Genomic DNA, 18,939 nt, shown 5'->3' with positions numbered 1-18,939 from the left:
TACGAGCCCGCGTGAGTAGCGCCCGGTTGTGTCAGGCACTCTCACGCGCGATCAACTGACATTGCAAGAAATTCAGCCGCTGGACGTCCTCCGCAACCGGTAAGACCCCCAGGCTTTCCAGGACCCGCGTCGCCGCCAGCACACCAATCTCAAGCGCCGGCGGTTTGATGGTGCTCAGGCTCGGCAGCAGCATTTCTGCAAACGGGTAATCACCGAACCCGAGCACCGCGCACTTCAATCCGGAACGCTGCCCGGCCAGCAGGCCACCGGCGGCCAGGTTGTCATTGGCGAAGAAGATCGCCTCCGGTGGGGTGGCGTGGCTCATCAGCGCCTCCATGGCCTGCTTGCCCGCCTCGAACGGTGCGCGGCCGGCGTCCGGGACGAACACCTGGGGCTGCACGCCCAGTTCGACCAGGGTTGCCGCAAATCCTTCCCCACGCTCATGGGCGCTGAAGTCACCCGCCACGCTGTTCTGCACGAAGGCCATGCGCCGATAGCCCTTGCCATGCAGGTAACGCGCGGCGCTGACGCCGACCTGGTAGTGGGAAAAGCCGATCTGCACCGGTGCGCGCTCGGGCACGTAGTCCCAGGTTTCCACCACCGGAATGTCCGCGTCGGCAATCATCTTTTCAGTCGCCGCACTGTGGAAGCGACTGGTCAGCACCAGCGCCGCTGGCGACCAACCCAGAAACGCCCGCACCGCGCTTTCTTCCTGCTCGGCGCTGAAGTAACTCGACGCCAGCAACAGTTGGTAGCCATGGCGACTGAGGGTATCGCTGAACCCCTGAATGGTATTGGCAAAAATCGGTCCGGAAATGTTCGGGATCACCATCGCCACGATCCGCCCACGCGCCGACGCCAATCCGCCGGCCACCAGGTTGGGCACGTAACCCAGCTCGGCGACTACTTGGGCAATGCGTTCGCGGCGTTCTGGGGACACCTGTTCCGGCTGGTTGAAATAACGCGACACGGTAATAGCCGACACGCCAGCCTGGCGCGCCACGGTATTCAAGGTGACACGCCCGGCGCCACGGCGCTTGCGCGGTTTTTCTTCGCTCACGGGAGGATCCTGTTAATAACCAAAAAGAATATGAGACTAATTTTTAAGTATTTGACGCTCTAAAGCAGAGCTAACAATAATGCCGATGTTAGCGCTAACAAAGCGCGCTGTCTGCTACTCGCTCAAGCGAATGCCCAAGACAGTTTCACAGGCGCTGACGGTCGTAGAACCGCAGCGGACCAGGGCATTTTTTTGAGCGGGCACAGCATGCACAAACACACTCACTTATTATTCCTCGCCGGATTGACCGCACTTCCGGCAGGCGTCGCCGTTGCCGCCGACGAGCCGCAAGCCACCCTCGAAGCGGTGACCGTCACAGCCACCCGCCGCGAAGAATCCCTGCAGAAAGTCCCGGTGGCGGTCTCGGTACTCGATGGCGAGCAACTGGAGCGCGACAACCGCAACGGCGTGGCGAGCATCGCGCAACAGGTGCCGTCGCTGAACTTCCGTACCGGCGCATCGAACAAGGACACCTCATTATTCGTACGCGGCGTGGGCACCATCTCCACCTCCCCCGGCGTGGAGCCGACGGTGGCCACGGTGATCGACGGCGTGGTCTATGCGCGCCCCGGCCAGGCCACCCTCGACCTGCTGGACCTGGAACGCATCGAAGTGCTGCGCGGCCCCCAAGGTACGCTGTTCGGCAAGAACGCCTCGGCCGGTGTGCTCAACATCACCAGCAAGGCCCCCACCGCCGAGACCCACGGCTACATCGACCAGTCGTACTACAGCGGCAATGAAAGCCGCACCCGTTTCGGCATCGGCGGCAGCCTGGTGCCGGACGTGCTCAAAGGCTCGGTCAGCACGCTGTTTGGCAGCTATGACGGCAACGTCGACAACCAGCACAACGGTCAGGAGGTCAACGGTTACAACCACAAAGGCATTCGCGGCAAGTTGGAATTCACCCCCAACGACGACGTGACGCTGACGCTGATCGCCGACTACATGCAATCTCACGACGATGCGCCGAATGGTGTGGTCAGTAAGTCATTGACCCCAGCATTCAGCAACGCCTTGAGCCCGGTGCGGGCCTCCAGCGACAACCGCGACATCAACACCGATACGCGCAGCCATGTCGAGGACACCAACAAAGGTTTGTCCGCCCAGTTGGACTGGAATCTGGGCGACTACACCCTGACCTCAATCACCGCCTGGCGCGGCTGGGACAACACCCAATACCAGGATGGCGACCGCCTCGGCAGCGTGACCGCCGCGTTTCCCGGCACTGCCGACAAGGGTGAGCTGGCCTTCGACCAGTACTCTCAAGAGTTGCGCCTGGCCTCGCCCAAGGGTGAATTCCTGGAGTACGTCGGCGGCCTGTTCTACATGCATGGCAAGGACGAAGAGACTTACCAGCGCACGCTCACCACCACCACGCGCACCGACCGTGGCGTCGCCGACTACAGCACCACCAGCGACAGCTACGCGGTGTTTGGCGAGACCACGCTCAACTTCACCTCGCGCTTTCGCGGGATCGCCGGCCTGCGCTACACCCATGACGACTTGAAATACGATCACCGCCGCGTATCCACCTCGGCCACCACCGTCAGTGGGATTCAACCGGCCACGTCCAGCTCGGGTTCAGTGGACGAAGATGGCTGGTCCGGGCGCCTCGGCGTGCAGTACGACCTGACCGATAACATCACCAGCTACCTGACCTACTCGCGCGGCTACAAAGGCCCGGCCTACAACGTGTTCTTCAACATGCAGCCGCGCGATACCGATGCGCTCAAGCCGGAAACCTCCAACACCTGGGAAGCCGGGATCAAGGCCACGGCCTGGAACAACCGACTGACCACCAACCTGGCGGTTTTCCACAGCGACTACGACAACTACCAGGCCAACTTTTTCGACTCGGTCGCCGGCCAAGTGGTGACCCGCCTGATCAACGCCGGCAGCGTCAGCACCGAAGGCGTCGAACTCGATTACGCCTTGCAGGCCACCCAGCAACTCAAGCTCTCCGGCGCCCTGGCCTACACCCGTGCACGCATCGACGAATTCGCCTGCCCGGCGGGCGCGGCGGCCACCTGCAACGTCAACGGCAAGCCGCTGCCCTACAGCCCGGACTGGAAGAGTTACGTACGCGCCGACTACACCATCCCACTGGATAACGGCCTGGATATCGAACTGGGCACCGACTACAGCTGGCAGAGCGAAGTGCAGTACGACATCAGCCAAAACCTCGACACCAAACAAGGCGCCTACGGCATCTGGAACGCCAGCGTGGCCCTGGCGGACTACAGCAATGGCTGGCGCGTGGCGCTGCTGGCCAAAAACCTCGCCGACAAGTCCTACTCGCCGTTGCTGGCCAGTGGCGGCAACTACATCTACCGCGCCGTACCTCGTGACGATGAACGTTACTTCGGCGTGCAACTGCGCAAGGATTTCTAACATGAGCCGTCAGCTGAAACTCGGCGCCTTTCTCATGGCCACCGGGCACCATGTGGCCGCGTGGCGCCATCCGGACGTACCGGCAAATGCCGGGCTGGATTTCGCCCAGTACAAACACTTGGCGCGGGTGGCCGAAGCGGCCAGGTTCGATGCACTGTTCGTAGCCGACAGCATTGCCGCGCCCACGGGCGAGATCGCCAGCCATATGGCGCGATCGGATCATTTCGAGCCGCTGACCCTGCTCTCGGCGTTGAGTGCGGTGACGGAGCATATCGGCCTGATTGCCACGGCGACCACCACCTACAACGAGCCCTACCATGTGGCGCGCAAATTCGCCTCGCTGGATCACCTGTCGGGGGGGCGGGCGGGTTGGAACCTGGTGACGTCGGACGCTGCTGCAGAGGCGCAAAATTTCGGCCGCGATGAACACGTGGGCCATGCCGAGCGCTACAGCCGCGCCCGCGAGTTTCATAAGGTGGTGACGGGCCTTTGGGACAGCTGGGAAGACGACGCCTTCGTGCGCGACAAAGCCAGCGGCACCTACTACGAGCCGACGAAGCGGCATGTGCTCGATCATGTGGGCGAACACTTCCGGGTCAAAGGCCCGCTGAACGTGGCGCGCTCGCCTCAAGGCCAGCCGGTGATCGTGCAGGCGGGTTCTTCGGAAACGGGCCGCGATTTGGCGGCACAGACCGCCGAGGTGGTGTTTACCGCACAGACTTCGCTGGCCAATGCCCAGGCATTTTATGCTGATCTCAAAGGGCGCCTGGACGGGTATGGACGTCAGCCGGATTCGCTGAAAATCATGCCCGGCGTGTTTGTGGTGGTCGGGCACACCGAGGCCGAGGCCCAGGCAAAATTCGAGGCATTCCAGGATCTCGTGGAGCCCGAAGTCGGCGTTGCCTTGCTGGGGCGCATGCTGGGCAATTTCGACCTGTCCGGGTACCCACTGGATGGGCCGTTGCCGGAGCTGCCATTGACCGATAGCGGGCAACGGAGCCGTCAGCAATTGCTCAGTGATTTGGCTCATCGCGAACAGTTGACCCTGGGACAGCTGGGGCGGCGCATCGCTGGTGGTCGCGGGCATTACAGTCTGATCGGCACGCCCGCGCAGATTGCCGATGAGCTGCAAAACTGGTTCGAAAACGGCGCGGCGGATGGTTTCAATATCCTGGTGCCTCATCTGCCCGGTGGGCTGGAGGATTTCGCCCAGTGGGTGGTGCCTGAACTGCAACGGCGCGGCCTGTTGCGCACCGAATACACCGGCACAACCTTGCGGGAAAACCTCGGTTTGGCGCGCCCGAAAAATCGCTTCAAGGAGACTCCGGCATGAAGATCCCGGCACTGTTGTTGGCCTTACTGATGACCCAAACCGCGTGGGCGGCCGAGCCGGACACCCTGCGCATCGGCTACCAGAAAGGCTCCATCGCTTTGGTTCTGGCCAAGGAACATGGCCTGTTGGAAAAACGCTTCCCGCAGACGGATGTGAAGTGGATCGAATTCCCCGCCGGCCCGCAGATGCTTGAAGCGCTCAACGTGGGCGCACTGGATGTGGGCTCCACCGGCGACATCCCGCCGCTGTTCGCCCAGGCGGCGGGCGCCGACTTGGTGTATATCGGCGCCGAGCCGCCCAAGCCCAGTGCCGAAACCATTCTGGTGCGCAATGACAGCCCACTGCATTCGGTGGCGGATTTGAAAGGCAAGAAAGTCGCCTTCCAGAAAGGCTCCAGCTCCCACAACCTGATCCTGCGCGCGCTGAACAAAGCTGGCCTGAGCTACAAGGACATCCAGCCGGTGTACCTGCCACCCGCCGATGCCCGCGCGGCGTTCGAACAAGGCAGCGTGGATGCCTGGGCGATCTGGGAGCCCTACTCGTCCCTCGCCTTGAGCCAGAGCCCCAGCCATGTGCTGGCCAATGGTGAAGGCTTGGGGTTGTCGGGACCGGTGTACACCGCGCGGCGTGAATATGCCCAGGCCAACGGTGGATTTATCCATGATCTGCTGGGTGAGTTGACCAACGCCGAAGCACTGACCCGCAGCCAGCGTGAGGACAGTTTGAAGGTACTGACAGCCTTCATGGGCCTGCCCGGTGACGTGATCGCCCGCTATATGGATAACCGCCCGCCATCGCCGATTTTGCCGATTGATGAGGGGATTATTCAGGCGCAGCAAGCGACGGCGGATTTGTTTTTCCAGAACCGGTTGTTGCCCAAGGCGATTGAGGTGAAGCAGGCCGTGTGGAAATCCGAAGTCCACTGAAATCAAAATGTGAGAGGGGGTTGCACCCGATAGCGCTGAGTCAGTCACTTGATGTTTTGACTGTTGCACTGCAATCGGGAGCAAGCCCCCTCCCACAGTTGAGTGGATTCCAGTCCGGCAATGTGTTGATCGTGAATGCGTAAAGATAAAACTAAGTAACTGCCCCCCTGAAGATCAAAATGTGGGAGGGGGCTTGCTCCCGATGGCGGGGTGTCAGTCACTTGATATTCCAACTGAAGCACCGCCATCGGGAGCAAGCCCCCTCCCACAGTTGAGTGGATTCCAGTCCGGCAATGTGTTGATCGTAAATGCGTAAAGATAAAGCTAAGTAACTGCCCCCCCTAAAGATCAAAATGTGGGAGGGGGCTTGCTCCCGATGGCGGGGTGTCAGTCACTTGATATTCCAACTGAAGCACCGCCATCGGGAGCAAGCCCCCTCCCACAGTTGAGTGGATTCCAGTCCGGCAATGTGTTGATCGTGAATGCGTAAAGATAAAGCTCAGTAACTGCCCCCCTGAAGATCAAAATGTGGGAGGGGCTTGCTCCCGATGGCGGTGTGTCAGTCACTTGATGTTTTGACTGTTGCACCGCCATCGGGAGCAAGCCCCCTCCCACAGTTGAGTGGATTCCAGTCCGGCAATGTGTTGATCGTGAATGCGTAAAGATAAAGCTAAGTAACTGACCCCCTGAAGATCAAAATGTGGGAGGGGGCTTGCTCCCGATGGCGGTGGTTCAGTTGGAACAGCTTGTACTGACTCAGCGCTATCGGGAGCAAGCCCCCTCCCACATTTTTAACGCGTCAGGCTTGAGTGCGGGTGCTTTTTTCGACGACGCACATCGGGGTACCGGAAACCGGCTCATTGATGATCTGCACCTGCACCTCAAAGACCTCCCGCATCAACTGCGCACTGATCACCTGGCCCGGCGCGCCATCGGCGACCAGATGACCGCCGTGCATCACCGCCAAATGATCGGCATAGCGGCACGCCTGGTTGATGTCGTGGAGCACGGTGATCACGGTCTTGCCTTCGGCGGCCAGTTCGCACATCAAGTCCATGAGTTCGACCTGATGACTGATGTCGAGATAGGTCGTCGGTTCATCCAGCAATACCACCGGCGCGTTCTGCGCCAGCACCATCGCCAGCCACGCGCGTTGGCGCTGGCCACCGGACAGATCCGCCAGGGCGCGGTCGGCCAGGTTGTCCAGTTCCAGGCGCTGCATGGCCTGGTTTACCTGGGATTGATCGCTGCCGCTGAGGCGTCCCCACAATGAGTTGTGAGGACTGCGGCCGTAGGCAACCAACTGGCGCACGCTGACGCCTTCCGGCACCGGCAATACCTGGGGCAGAAACGCGATCTGCCGTGCCAGCTGGCGGGCGGACAAGGCGCTGTAAGGCTGGCCGTCGAGCGTCAGTTCACCCTGCGTAGGTTTGAGAATGCGCGCAAAGGCCTTGAGCAACGTGGACTTGCCGCAGCCGTTGGGCCCGATCAGCGCGGTGACTTTTCCCACCGGTGGCGCAAACGAAAGCCCCTGCACAATGCGTGTGCCGCCGTAGCCGATATCAAGCTCGCGGGCCTGGAGAATACTCATATCATCAACCCTTGAACCGTGCCAGCAACCAAAGAAAATACGGTGCGCCAATCACCGCCGTCAGCACCCCGGCGGGGATTTCGCTGGGCGCGATCAACGTGCGCCCGAGGGTGTCGGCCAGCACCAGCAACAGCGCGCCGACCAGCATCGCCGCCGGCAGCAGGTACTGGTGATGCCCGCCCACCAGCCGCCGCGCCATGTGCGGCGCCACCAGACCGATAAACCCAATCGGCCCGATCACGCCTACGCCCAGGCTGGTGAGCAGCACCGCGCACGCCATCGCCAGCCAGCGCGTGCGACTCAATGCGGCCCCCAGGCTGTGGGCCGCTTCATCACCGAGGGCGATCAGGTTCAGCGGTTTGGCCAGGCATAGCCCAAACGGGATCAGCAGCAGGAACGGCAACACCAGCGCCACATGGTGCCAGTTGCGGCTCCACAGGCTGCCGGTGAGCGCGAGCAGCGCGGTGTTGATATCCAGCGGATGGGACAGGATCAGAAACTCGGTGACGCTGGACAAGGTCACCGCAATCGCCACCCCGGACAGCGCGAAGCGCACACCGGAAAAACTCACGCCGGTGTTGTACAACGCCAGCAGCAAAGCGCCGCCGGCACCGCCCAGGCAGGCCACCAACGGCAGCCAGGCAATCGGCAGGTGCGGCCAACTGATGATCGCCACGGTCAGCGCCAACCCCGCGCCTTGGGTCACGCCGAGGATTTCCGGCGAGGCCAGCGGGTTGCGGATCACGCCTTGCACGATCGCACCGGCCAGGCCGAAGGCTGCGCCTGCGAGGATGGCGATCAGGCTGCGCGGCAGGCGGTGGTTCCACACTTCGAAGTCGAGGGCGTCATGGGCCAGCAGGCGATCGAAGACGGTCGCGGGCTTGAGCCACAACGTGCCGGCGCTGAGGCTGACGAAGGTCGCCAGCAGCAACAGGCCGAGCAGCAACCACAGGCGAAAACGTGGGCGGATCATAGGGCGCGCCTGGCAAGAAACAGAAAGAACGGTGCGCCGATCAGCGCAGTGACTACACCGGCCGGGGTTTCCACCGGAAAGGCCACGGCGCGGCTGAGCAGGTCGGCGCCGAGCACGATCACCGCGCCCAACGCCGCACTCAGCGGGATCAGCCAGCGGTAATCATTGCCGAGAAACTGGCGCAGGATATTCGGCGCAATCAAGCCGACAAAACCAATCGGCCCCACCGCGCAGACACTGGCGCCCACCAGCAACAGGCTGGCAATGAACACCTGCAAGCGCAGGCTGGCGATGCCCACGCCCAACGAGCGGGCGGCGTCTTCGCCAAGGTTGATCAGGTTCAGGCGTGGCGCACACCACAGCGCCCACAGGCCACCGATCAATGTGGACGGCCACAGCAGTTGCACTTGGGCAGCGCCCACATTGGCGAGGGAGCCGGCCAGCCAGTTCAATACGCTTTGCGCCTGAGCCTCCACCAGAATCACCGTGAGCCGGGTCAAGGCAGCGCACAACGCCGCCACCGCCACGCCGGCCAATACCAAGCGACCTTGGGCCGTGGTCGGCGACCAGGCGCCACCGAGGCTGAACACCGTGACCCAGGCCAACGCGCCACCGATGCAGGTCATCAGCAAGGCGCCACCGGCAAACGGCGGTGCAACCAATCCTGTCGAAAACAACGCCAGCCCCAACGCCGCTCCCGCCGTCACGCCAAATAACGACGGCGAGGCCAGGCGGTTACGGGTGATGCCTTGCATCAGTGCCCCGGCCAGGCCCAGGCAAGCACCCACCAGCGCCGCACACACCGCACGCGGCACCCGCAATTGGGCAACGATATAGGCCATATTGCCGCCGACAGCGCCTTGATGAACCAAGCCATTCCAGGCATCTGTCGCAGTCAGGGTGAACGGTGACCAACTGTACAACGACAACCAGAACAGCACGGCGCCGAGCAGCACAATGCCCGCCGCCGCGAGACTACGCGCCATGCTTATTGGCTCAGTACGGCGTTGCCGCCCTTGAGAATCGCCAAGGCGTCTTCGGCGATCTGCTCCGAAGCGAGCACGCCACGGTTGCGCGCCCAGCTGTCGCCATCCACTTCGGCCACGTGCTTGTTACGCACGGCACCGAGCACTTGCCAGAGTGGCTGCTTGCTCCACGCGTCGACGATGCTCGGGCGACGGTAATGGCCGACCAGCAACCAACCGGGGTCCAGGGCCAAGAGTTGTTCCAGGCTGACGAATTCGGTGGGGGCGGCATTGGCGCGCACCGAAGGCACTTTCAGGCCGATGGCTTGGAGCACGCTGCCAGCGTACGAATCCGGGCCGTGCACCGAAAAGCTGTCTTCGCGGGCGACACCGAAGAGCACGCTGGCACCGGCGGGAATCTGTTGGGCAATTTTTGTCAGGTTCGCGCGGTTCTGGGCGATGCGCGCTTCCATCTGCGGGCTTTTGCCCAAGGCCTTACCGATCAGCTCGGCGGACTTGAGGCTGCCCTCATAGTCCTCACCGCGCGAAGGCAGCAACAAGGTTGGCGCGATGCTGGCCAAGTCGCTGTACAGCGCTTGATGGCGATTGAGGTCGGCGACGATCAAGTCCGGCTTGAGCCGGGCGATTTCCTCGATACTCGGCTGCGAACGCAGGCCCACTGACGTCCATTGGCCGATGGCCTGGCGCACACGGGGCAAAACGCGGTTGGCGTCGCCATCATCCGCTGCACCGACGGGGGTTACGTCAACGGCGGCGAGGCTATCGAGAAAGGAGAACTCCAGCACCACCACACGCTTGGGCGCATCGGGCAGATGCACAGCGTGCTGGCCGTCGTTGAGATCGATGGGTGCAGCACTTAACAGGCTTGAAGAGAACGCCAGCAGGCAGGCAGCAAGGATGGGGATGGAGCGCAACAGTTGCATGAAGGGACCTCGGCGTTAAAACACCCCGGCTGGACCGGCTGGGGAAAACGGCGGGTACTATTCCATATCAGCGCGGCGTGATCAAAAAACATTCTCATTTGTGGGAGGGGACTTGCCCCTCCCCCATCTGATCGGCGTCTAGAAGTCGACGGTGGCAGAGAGCAGATAGGTGCGCGGTGTCGACAGGGTCAGCCCCGGCTCGCTGTCATCCGACGCACCCGCCGAGCTCCAATAGCGTTTATCGGCGACGTTCTCCACATTCGCCCGCAGGGTGATGTGCTTGTCGTCGACCTTGAACCCATACCGGGCACCCACGTCGATACGGTTCCAGGCGTCGATTTCCTTGACGTTGGACTGGTCCAGGTACTGCGAGCTGGAGTGGATGCCACGGCTGGTCAGGGTCAGGCCTTCGAGCATCGGCACGTCCCATTCGGCACCAACGTTGACGTTGTACTTGGGCGTGGCCGGCGCGCGGTTGCCGTCGTAGGTGCCGTTGGTGGTGTCCTTGAGTTTGCTGTCGATGTACATCACGCCGCCGAGCAGGCGCACGCCCTTGAGCGGCTCGCCGAACACACTCAGTTCCGCACCGGAGTTTTCGCGCTTGCCGTTAGGCCCGAACAGTCTCGACGTGGCGTTGGTCTCGTAGGCCGGTTGCTTGATGCGGAACACGGCGGCCGTCACGCCGAAGGCACCGGCGTCGTACTTGGCGCCCACTTCCACCTGGCGACTGACAAACGGCGGGAAGATCTCGTTTTCGTTGCGCGACGTGGACGGCGCGATCTTGCCTTGGCTCAAGCCTTCCATGTAGTTGGCGTACAGCGACAGTTTGTCGGTGGCCTTGAACAGCAAGCCACCGGATGGCGAGAGTTTTTCTTCGTCGTAGTTGGTTTTGCCTTTGACCCCATCGCTCCAGTCGTCGACTTTCACCCGCTGCCAGCGCGCGCCAAGGGTCAGCAACAAACGGTCTTCGAAGAAGCCCAGGGTGTCAGACAGGGCCACGCCGCTGAAACGGTTTTCGGTGTAGACCTTCGCATCCTGGCGCGTGGCCGTAGACGGCGTCGGGGTTTGCACAGGGTTGTAGAGATTGCTCGTGCCTTCTGGATAACGCGCGCCACCGTTGGTGAAGTCCATATAGAAGTCGCTGAGTGCCAGGTTGACCTCATGACTCACCGGCCCGGTATGGAACCAGTTGCGTACACCCGCCGTGGCCGTTCGCACGTTTTCATCACGGGTGAAATCCCGGGGCTGCACGCGGAAGTCACCGGCCGCATTGCTCACCGACACCGCATGGCGCAGGAACTCGTGATTACTTTTACGCGCGCCTACGCCGCCGTAGAGCATCACCGAATCGCTCAGGTCATATTCGGCATTCACCGTACCGAAGGTGTCCTTGGTGCGGGCCTTGCTCCAGGATTGCGCGTAATTGCGGCGCACATCGTTGGCGCTCGGCACCGGCGCGGCGGCCGCTACCTGCACACGTTCCTGGGGCGCATCGGTATCCCGTTCGGTGCGGCCAATATCGGTGGACAACCGCAGGCGCTCGCCCCGGAAATCCAGGCCCAGCACGGCCATCTCGCGGTCGACACTCTGGTGATCCCATTCGGTGTCGCCGGACTGCTTCACGCCGTTGAAACGCAGGCCGAACTTGTTGTCCTCGCCAAAGCGCCGGCCCACGTCCACCGCGCCACCGGCTTGGCTATCCGAGGCCCAGGTGCCGGTAAACGAGGTGATGTCCTTGTCGGTGGCACGCTTAGGCACCACGTTGATGCCGCCGCCCACACTGCCGCGCGGCGAGATGCCGTTGATCAGTTGGGTCGGGCCTTTGAAGATGTCGACGCGGTCGGCCATTTCCATGTCGATGGTGTAGGTCGGCAATACGCCATAGAGGCCGTTGTACGACACATCACTGTTGAACAGGCTGAAGCCACGAATGGTGAACTGCTCATAACGCCCACCGGCCGGGTTGGTGGCGCGTACCGAGGGGTCGCTGTTGATCAGGTCGCCGAGGGTGCGCGCCTGCTGATTCTTCACCGCATCGGCGGTGTAGGTGGTCATGCTGAACGGTGTTTCCATGAAGTCCCGCGTGCCTAGCAAACCTTGGGAACCACGGCGCACCACTTGGCCACCGGCGTAAGTATCGCCGTCGTACAGGCCGGTGGTGCCGAGGATAGAGGTCGGCGCCAGTTCCAGGGTACTGCCGTCCGGCGCTGGCACCAACATGTAGGCCTGCTCGCCCATGGGTTGCAGTTGCAGGCCGGAGCCTTGCAGCAAGCGCGCGAAGCCCTCCTCCACGCCGTATTCGCCGGATAAACCACTGCTGCTGCGCCCGCTGACCAGCGCGGGGTCCACTGACAGGTTGACGCCCGACAACCCGGCAAAACGGGTCAACGCTGCGCTCAGGCTGCCGGCCGGCACCTGATAGCTGCGACGCGCGGCGGCGTCCTCGGCAAAGCTTGTAGGAACAAACAATGGGCTGGCGCTGAGGCTCAGCATCAGGCTCAGTTTGAGCAACGGGCGCAAACGCAAGGGTAGGACTGCGGACATTGGAGGAAACTCTCGATTTTGTTCACTTGCCTGGAATGACAGGCGAGGTGAAAAAAGGGGACAGGCTTCGAGAGTTATTTTTTAGCCAATGGGCACTTCCAGCCCTACCTTGACGCGATCCAGCGCCACCAATGTCTTGAACCACTTCACGTTGGGGTTCTCGGCGAACAGCCGGGCGGCGAGATCCTGGTATTCCTGCATGCTGGCAACGTTCAGCACCAGCACGAAATCCGCTTCGCCGGTGACGTAATAACACTGCTGCACCTGGGGCACGGAGAAGCTGGCCTTGGTCGTCGACAGCGCGTCGATGCTGGTACGTTCGACGGAAACCTCGGCAATGATGGTGATCGGCTTGCCGGCCTTCACCGGGTCCACCAGGGCCACATTCGCGATGATCACTCCACCCTCTTCCAAGCGCTTGATGCGGCGTTGCACGGCGGCGGTGGAGAGGTTGACCTTCTCGGCGAGAGTACGCAGGGGCAAGGCGTTGTCGCGCTGCACCAGGGCCAGGATGGACCAGTCGAAGCCGTCCAGGTCCAGCGTGTAAGAAGCGGGTTTGGCCATTCGGTGCGTGCTCGACGGGGTGAGAAATTTTATCGAAAACAGCCTCGATTCAGAGACCAATGACGACCAGGGCCTCAATACTATCCCAACTCCTTCAGCATGCAGAAATGGAGCGTCTCATGGGGTTTTTGATTCACCTGTCGCCGGTGTTTCCGGTGATGTCGAAGGGTTCCGTCGCCACGCAGCGGCCGGGCATGCTGCGCCTTACCACACCGCGATATGGGAATCCGCACGTGGTTCGGTGCCGCCACACAACACGCCGCTGACCGGGTCACGCAGGATAATCTGCCCGCGCCCGTAATCGGTCAGGTCGCTGTCGGTCTGCACGGTATGACCACGCCGCGCCAGTGCATTGACCAGGCCCCGCGAGGCGCCGTGTTCGATGCCAACCTTCATGTCACCCAGCCATTGCCAGCGCGGCGCATCCAGCGCGGCCTGGGGGTTGAGGCCGAAGTCCACCAGGTTCATCACCATCTGCACATGACCCTGGGGCTGCATATACCCCCCCATCACGCCGAACGGGCCGAGTGCCTGGCCGTCCTGGGTGAGGAAGCCGGGGATGATGGTGTGAAAGGTCTTCTTGCCCGGTGCCAGGTGGTTGGCATGGGCCGGGTCGAGGCTGAATTCCTGCCCACGGTTCTGCAGCGCAATGCCGCTGTCGGGCAACACAACGCCGGAGCCGAAGCCGTGGTAGTTGCTCTGGATAAACGAGACCATATTGCCTTCGGCGTCCGCCGTGGCCAGGTACACCGTGCCGCTGGCGTGGGGGTCGCCGGGTTTGGGCGGCTGCGCCTGTTCGCTGATCTGGTCACGGCGGCGGCGGCTGTAGTCGTCGCTGAGCAGGTCGGCCACCGCCACGCGCATGTGCGCGGGGTCGGTGATGTAGTGCAGCCCATCGCTGTAGGCAAGTTTCATCGCCTCCAGTTGGCGATGCCAGGTCTGCTGGCTGTCGCGGTGATCGAAGGTGAAGCCTTCAAGAATTTTCAGCGCCATCAACGCCACCAGGCCCTGGCCGCTGGGCGGAATTTCCCAGACATCCACGCCGCGGTAGTTGATATGGATCGGCTCCACCCACTGCGCGCGGTAATCCTTGAGGTCGCTGGCGCGCAGGTAGCCCCCACTGGCGCGCGAGTGGGCGTCAAGACGCTCGGCCAGCGCGCCGCGATAGAGGCTTTCGCAGCAGGTAGCGGCCAGTTCTTCCAAGGTGCGGGCCTGGGCCGTGTTACGGAAGATCTCACCGGCGCGTGGCGCGCGACCGTCGATCAGGAAGGTATCGAACCACGCGTCCAGCACTTCGTCACGGTGCGGGCTGAATTCGTTCATGGATATCTGCCATTGATGGGCGACCACCGGCGACAGCGCAAAGCCTTCCCGCGCCAAGGTGATCGCCGGTTGCAGCAACTCGGCGAACGGCAACTTGCCGAAGCGTTGCGACAACTCAGCCCACGCCGACGGGCAACCCGGTACCGTGACTGGGGTCCAGCCATACAGGGGCATCTGTTCATGCCCGGCGGCCTTGACCGCCTCAATACTCAAGGCCGCCGGCGCGTGGCCGTTGCCGTTCAGGCCGTGCAACTGGCCCTTGCACCAGACCAGGGCAAACGCATCGCCGCCCAGGCCGCAACCGGTGGGTTCTACCACCGTCAGGGCGGCGGCCGTAGCGATGGCGGCATCGATGGCGTTGCCGCCTTTTTGCATGATTTCGATACCGGCCTGAGCGGCCAGGGGTTGCGACGCGGCGACCATGCCGCGACGGGCAAACACGCTCTGGCGTTGCGACGGATAGGGGTACTCGTGAGGAGAAAATTTCAACATGGCAAACGCTCTTCAAAAAGGGTCATAACACGCGACTGAGAAAGGCCCGGGTACGCGGATGGCTGGGGTGGCTGAAGATCTGTTCCGGCGGCCCCTGCTCGATGAGCTCGCCCTGATCGAGCACCACCACGCGGTCGGCCACTTCACGGGCAAACCCCATTTCATGGGTGACCACCACCATGGTCATGCCCTCCTCCGCCAGTTCCTTCATCACCTGCAAGACTTCGCCGACGGTTTCCGGGTCGAGGGCACTGGTGGGTTCGTCGAACAACATGGCCTGGGGCTTCATCGCCAGCGCGCGGGCAATCGCTACCCTTTGCTGCTGGCCGCCGGAGAGCATTGACGGGTAATGGTTGGCTTTGTCGGCCAGGCCGACCCGCGCCAGCAAGCCGCGCGCCTGTTCCAGCGCCTGGGCACGCGGGGTGCCGAGCACCTGGATCGGCGCCTCGATGATATTTTCCAGCGCAGTCATATGGGGGAACAGGTTGAAGCGTTGGAACACCATGCCGATGTCCCGGCGCTGACGGGCGATGTTGCGCTCCGAATCGCGTACCAGGCTGCCGTCGCTGCGTTCGCGATAGCCCATGGCGCGGCCGTTGACACGAATGCGTCCGCCCTGGATGTCTTCGAGCAGGTTGATGCAGCGGATAAAGGTGGTCTTGCCAGAGCCGGAGGCTCCGATCAGCACCACCACTTCGCCCCGCCGCACTTGCAGAGAGATGCCCTTGAGAATCTGCAACTCGCCGAACGACTTCTGAACATCCAAAGCCTCAATGATCAGCTCTTCACTTTGGTGCGCCATGGTTAACGTCCCCTCAGCAATTTCAGGGTGCTGCGACCGAACATACGGCTGGCGGCCGGCGGTGGCGAGGAAGGTCGATCGGACTGGCCGAAGCGATTTTCGAGCCAGCGCTGGAAGAAGCCCCACAGAGTGGTCAGCGTCAGGAAATACAGGGCGACCACCAGGTACAGCTCGAACACGCGGAAGGTCGCCGAGGTGATCATCTGCGTGCTAAGCAAGAGTTCCTGCACGCCGATCACGCTGACTAGGGTGGTGTTCTTGAGCATGACGTTGAACTCATTGCCCAACGGCGGCACGATCACGCGGAACGCCTGGGGCAGCACGATGCGCCGCATCAGTTTGGCAAAGCCCATACCCAGGGAACGCCCCGCTTCGTATTGGCCTTTGTCCACCGCGCCGATACCGGCGCGGATGATCTCGGCCATGTACGCACCTTCGTTGAGGCCCAGGGCAATAATGGCCGCCTGGATATTGCCGGGAACGATCAGGCCGAACAGCTCGATGTCTTCGAAGCGGAAAATCCCGCCGGCCGCCAGTGCGGTGTACAAAAACACGATCTGCACCAGCAACGGTGTGCCGCGCATCAACCACACGTAAAAGCGCACCGGCAGGTGCAGCAGTGGGTTCTTCGACAGGCGCAACAGCGCCGCCGCCAAACCCAATGCACAGCCCAGCAGCATCGCCAATATGCTGATCAGGCAGGTCAGCCACAGCCCGGTGAGGTACACCCCACTGGGCTGGAGCAAGTACTGCCAGAACACATCCCAATTGAAATTCATCGTCGGTGCGCCTCAGTCGAGTGTGTCGCTGCTGACATGCCATTTGTTAAGCAATTGCACGTAGCTGCCGTCGCTGCGCATGTCGCTGATCACCTGCTGTACGGCGGCGGTGAGCTGCGGGTCGTCCTTGCGCATGCCCAGGCCGGTGAGGATGCGGCTGAACGCGGGCACACCTTCCTGGAACAGATCCGGGGCCATTGCGGCGTAGTAGCCGGCGGTTTCCACGGTGGTGCCGTATGCGTCGACCTGGCTGATGCGCAGGGCCTGAAAGGCATCGGTGTCGGTGTTGTAGACCACCAGTTTCATCGGCGGCTTGCCGGCCTTGGTCAGGCTTTCATTCTGGGTATCGAGCAGGGTCTTGATGGTCGAACCGTTGAGCACCGCGACCTTGTGCCCGGACAAGTCATCCAGGGTCTTGATGCCCTTGGGGTTGCCCTTGGGCACCACCACCGACTGGCTGGAATACATATAGTTGACGATGTCGATCACCTGGCGCCGCTCGGGTTTGTCGAACAGTTGGTCAACGATCATGTCGCACTGCTGGGCGAGCAACGCCGGCACCAGCCCGGAGAACGGAATCACCCGCCATTGCACGTGCTTATCGCCCAGGCGTTTGGCTATTTCCAGCCCCAGATCGACAGTGAGCCCGCGCGGTTGCTGGGTTTCGTCGAAGGACACCAGGGGCGGTGAATCCATCCCCGAGCAGTAGGTGAGTTTGTCGACTTTCTGCAGGCGCTCCGGCACCTGGGGCGCAGCAAAAGCCCATTGGGTACAGAGGCCGAGGGAGACAGCCATCAGCAAGGCACGGCGTTTATGCATGACCAGACACTCCAGTTCGTTAAGTAACGGGGGCAGGACTCAACGTCAACACACGACAGCTTTCTTATTGTTCGGATTGCAGGAATTGGATCAGGGCGGGCACGGTGCCTTCGATGTGTTCGCGCACCACCGCTTCAGCGCGTGCCCCATCACCGGCGCGGATCGCCTCAAGGATCACCGCGTGTTCCTGACGTGCGCTGAGGGGTTTTTCGCCGTGTTGCAACCACAAGCGCATGGGCGCCTCCACCAGCGAGTACAGCGCCGAGATTTGCTTCATCAGGCGCGGGCGACCGCTGAGGCTGCACAGGTATTCGTGGAAGGCACGATGACGGCTGACCCACACGGCGCTTTCATCGCGGTAGTCGTCCATCTCGTCGAGCAGGCGCTCCAGCGCGGCGAGTTGCCGCTCACCGATACGGCCCACCGCGACGCGCACCGCCAGACCTTCGAGGGCGCTGCGCATCTCGAACACTTCGTGCAGTTCATCGATATCCAGGCCGCTGACGATGGCGCCACGGTTGGGACGCAAGGTCACCAGGCCCTGGGCGTCCAGGCGACGGAACGCCTCGCGCACCGGCATGCGGCTCATGCCGATCTCGCTGGCGATATCCTCAGCAATCAGCCGGTCGCCTTTGTGGTAGCGGCCACCGCAGATGGCGTCGAGGAGGAACTTGTAGGCCTCCTCCTCGGCGGTGAGAGGCTGGCGGTCAACGTAAGCGGGGGCGAACTGCATCGGCTACACCTTTTGAATTTTTGTATCCAATTATCCACGGATACATAAATGCAGAATGCGTGCCAATCGTTCAGGGGTAAGCCAAGTGATTGATTTGGATGAAATAGGTCGCAAGTGCCTGACGGCACGCGCAAAGACGGTGTAGGAATGTGCTACCAAATGGCTCAGAAAATGCCCCGTGCCGGGGCAGTGCGGTCGCCGGTAACAGCCACATGCACGTGCAGAATCAGACGGATTCGGCCGAATAGATGATGGTTTGTGCGGTGTCTTGCGCAACGGTCTGACGGGTGAAGTAGGTGTCGCCTTCGTCAGTCAGGATCTCGTAGTCGACTTTTCGGGTGGCGCTGGCGTGCTTGATGATCTTCAGCACGCGCTGGAATTTCACGCTCTGCGTTCCGTTCTGGCTGGGTCCGGTGAGGACGCTGACACTTTGAAACCATCCGGCGTGCTGCTTGTTGCTCAACAGGGCGCCGGTCATTGCTTCAAAACGTTCGAGCCGGGTGAAACCCCATAAAGTCTGCTCCTGCACGGTCGCATCCGGCGTGGCCGCGCCGGTAAACACAAACAGATTGATCGCCGGACTGTCTTCACAAAAGAAGTCATAAGGGACCAGGCCATCGACCATTTTCCTGCCGGGCACAAAGCCTTTTTTATGCACCTGAAACATCGCCACCTCCACTCAATCAATGGTGACCAGTCT

General features: G+C 62.0%; 16 protein-coding genes. 3 read left to right on the top strand and 13 right to left on the bottom strand.

Going from position 1 to position 18,939, the window contains the following annotated elements:
- Positions 1-31: 31 nt before the first annotated feature.
- On the bottom strand, positions 32-1,060 hold the full coding sequence (locus tag AB4N82_RS20070) for a LacI family DNA-binding transcriptional regulator (RefSeq protein WP_122764687.1): 1,029 nt from the start codon (positions 1,058-1,060) through the stop codon (positions 32-34).
- A gap of 207 nt (positions 1,061-1,267) precedes the next feature.
- Between AB4N82_RS20070 and AB4N82_RS20065 the strand changes: the two genes are divergently transcribed.
- The 3 genes from AB4N82_RS20065 to AB4N82_RS20055 are packed head-to-tail and all read left to right on the top strand — an operon-like array spanning position 1,268 to position 5,710.
- Positions 1,268-3,451, top strand: coding sequence for a TonB-dependent receptor (locus tag AB4N82_RS20065; RefSeq protein ID WP_122752874.1), 2,184 nt, complete (start codon positions 1,268-1,270; stop codon positions 3,449-3,451).
- 1 nt (position 3,452) lies between these two features.
- Positions 3,453-4,784, top strand: a complete 1,332-nt coding sequence (locus AB4N82_RS20060; RefSeq protein ID WP_122764686.1) for an LLM class flavin-dependent oxidoreductase — start codon at positions 3,453-3,455, stop codon at positions 4,782-4,784.
- Positions 4,781-5,710, top strand: coding sequence for a sulfonate ABC transporter substrate-binding protein (locus tag AB4N82_RS20055; protein ID WP_032887227.1), 930 nt, complete (start codon positions 4,781-4,783; stop codon positions 5,708-5,710). Before AB4N82_RS20060 ends, AB4N82_RS20055 begins: the two co-directional genes overlap by 4 nt.
- 799 nt (positions 5,711-6,509) lie before the next feature.
- Here the strand turns inward: AB4N82_RS20055 and fecE are convergent.
- The 12 genes from fecE to AB4N82_RS19995 all read right to left on the bottom strand — a co-directional run bounded on the left by fecE (position 6,510) and on the right by AB4N82_RS19995 (position 18,906).
- Positions 6,510-7,301, bottom strand: a complete 792-nt coding sequence (fecE, locus tag AB4N82_RS20050; RefSeq protein WP_122764685.1) for a Fe(3+) dicitrate ABC transporter ATP-binding protein FecE — start codon at positions 7,299-7,301, stop codon at positions 6,510-6,512.
- 4 nt (positions 7,302-7,305) lie between these two features.
- Positions 7,306-8,274: an iron chelate uptake ABC transporter family permease subunit gene (locus tag AB4N82_RS20045; RefSeq protein ID WP_122764684.1), complete on the bottom strand. Its 969-nt coding sequence runs from the start codon at positions 8,272-8,274 to the stop codon at positions 7,306-7,308.
- Positions 8,271-9,260, bottom strand: coding sequence for an iron-dicitrate ABC transporter permease FecC (gene fecC, locus AB4N82_RS20040; protein WP_460102723.1), 990 nt, complete (start codon positions 9,258-9,260; stop codon positions 8,271-8,273). Before fecC ends, AB4N82_RS20045 begins: the two co-directional genes overlap by 4 nt.
- 2 nt (positions 9,261-9,262) lie before the next feature.
- Positions 9,263-10,183: a Fe(3+) dicitrate ABC transporter substrate-binding protein gene (locus AB4N82_RS20035; protein WP_122756845.1), complete on the bottom strand. Its 921-nt coding sequence runs from the start codon at positions 10,181-10,183 to the stop codon at positions 9,263-9,265.
- A 138-nt stretch (positions 10,184-10,321) separates the two neighbouring features.
- Positions 10,322-12,727, bottom strand: a complete 2,406-nt coding sequence (locus AB4N82_RS20030; protein ID WP_122764683.1) for a TonB-dependent siderophore receptor — start codon at positions 12,725-12,727, stop codon at positions 10,322-10,324.
- Between the two features lie 81 nt (positions 12,728-12,808).
- The gene (locus AB4N82_RS20025) at positions 12,809-13,291 is read right to left on the bottom strand and encodes an Lrp/AsnC family transcriptional regulator (protein WP_032886925.1); all 483 of its coding nucleotides are present in this window, start codon (positions 13,289-13,291) and stop codon (positions 12,809-12,811) included.
- Between the two features lie 204 nt (positions 13,292-13,495).
- Positions 13,496-15,106 (bottom strand): gamma-glutamyltransferase family protein, encoded by a 1,611-nt coding sequence (locus tag AB4N82_RS20020; protein ID WP_122764682.1) that lies wholly within the window; start codon positions 15,104-15,106, stop codon positions 13,496-13,498.
- A 22-nt stretch (positions 15,107-15,128) separates the two neighbouring features.
- Positions 15,129-15,908, bottom strand: coding sequence for an amino acid ABC transporter ATP-binding protein (locus AB4N82_RS20015; RefSeq protein ID WP_095185598.1), 780 nt, complete (start codon positions 15,906-15,908; stop codon positions 15,129-15,131).
- A gap of 2 nt (positions 15,909-15,910) precedes the next feature.
- Positions 15,911-16,687: an amino acid ABC transporter permease gene (locus tag AB4N82_RS20010; RefSeq protein ID WP_032886933.1), complete on the bottom strand. Its 777-nt coding sequence runs from the start codon at positions 16,685-16,687 to the stop codon at positions 15,911-15,913.
- A gap of 12 nt (positions 16,688-16,699) precedes the next feature.
- Entirely contained in the window at positions 16,700-17,506 is an 807-nt protein-coding gene (locus tag AB4N82_RS20005; protein WP_032886935.1) for an ABC transporter substrate-binding protein, read from the bottom strand.
- Between the two features lie 64 nt (positions 17,507-17,570).
- Positions 17,571-18,239 carry a GntR family transcriptional regulator gene (locus AB4N82_RS20000; RefSeq protein ID WP_032886938.1) on the bottom strand — a complete coding sequence of 223 codons (669 nt, stop codon included), beginning with the start codon at positions 18,237-18,239 and terminating at the stop codon, positions 17,571-17,573.
- Between the two features lie 226 nt (positions 18,240-18,465).
- On the bottom strand, positions 18,466-18,906 hold the full coding sequence (locus tag AB4N82_RS19995; protein ID WP_122764681.1) for a hypothetical protein: 441 nt from the start codon (positions 18,904-18,906) through the stop codon (positions 18,466-18,468).
- Positions 18,907-18,939 lie beyond the last annotated feature (33 nt).

It is taken from the genome of Pseudomonas sp. H1_D04, assembly GCF_054683855.1.
This window is presented reverse-complemented; position numbering and strand designations above follow the sequence as displayed.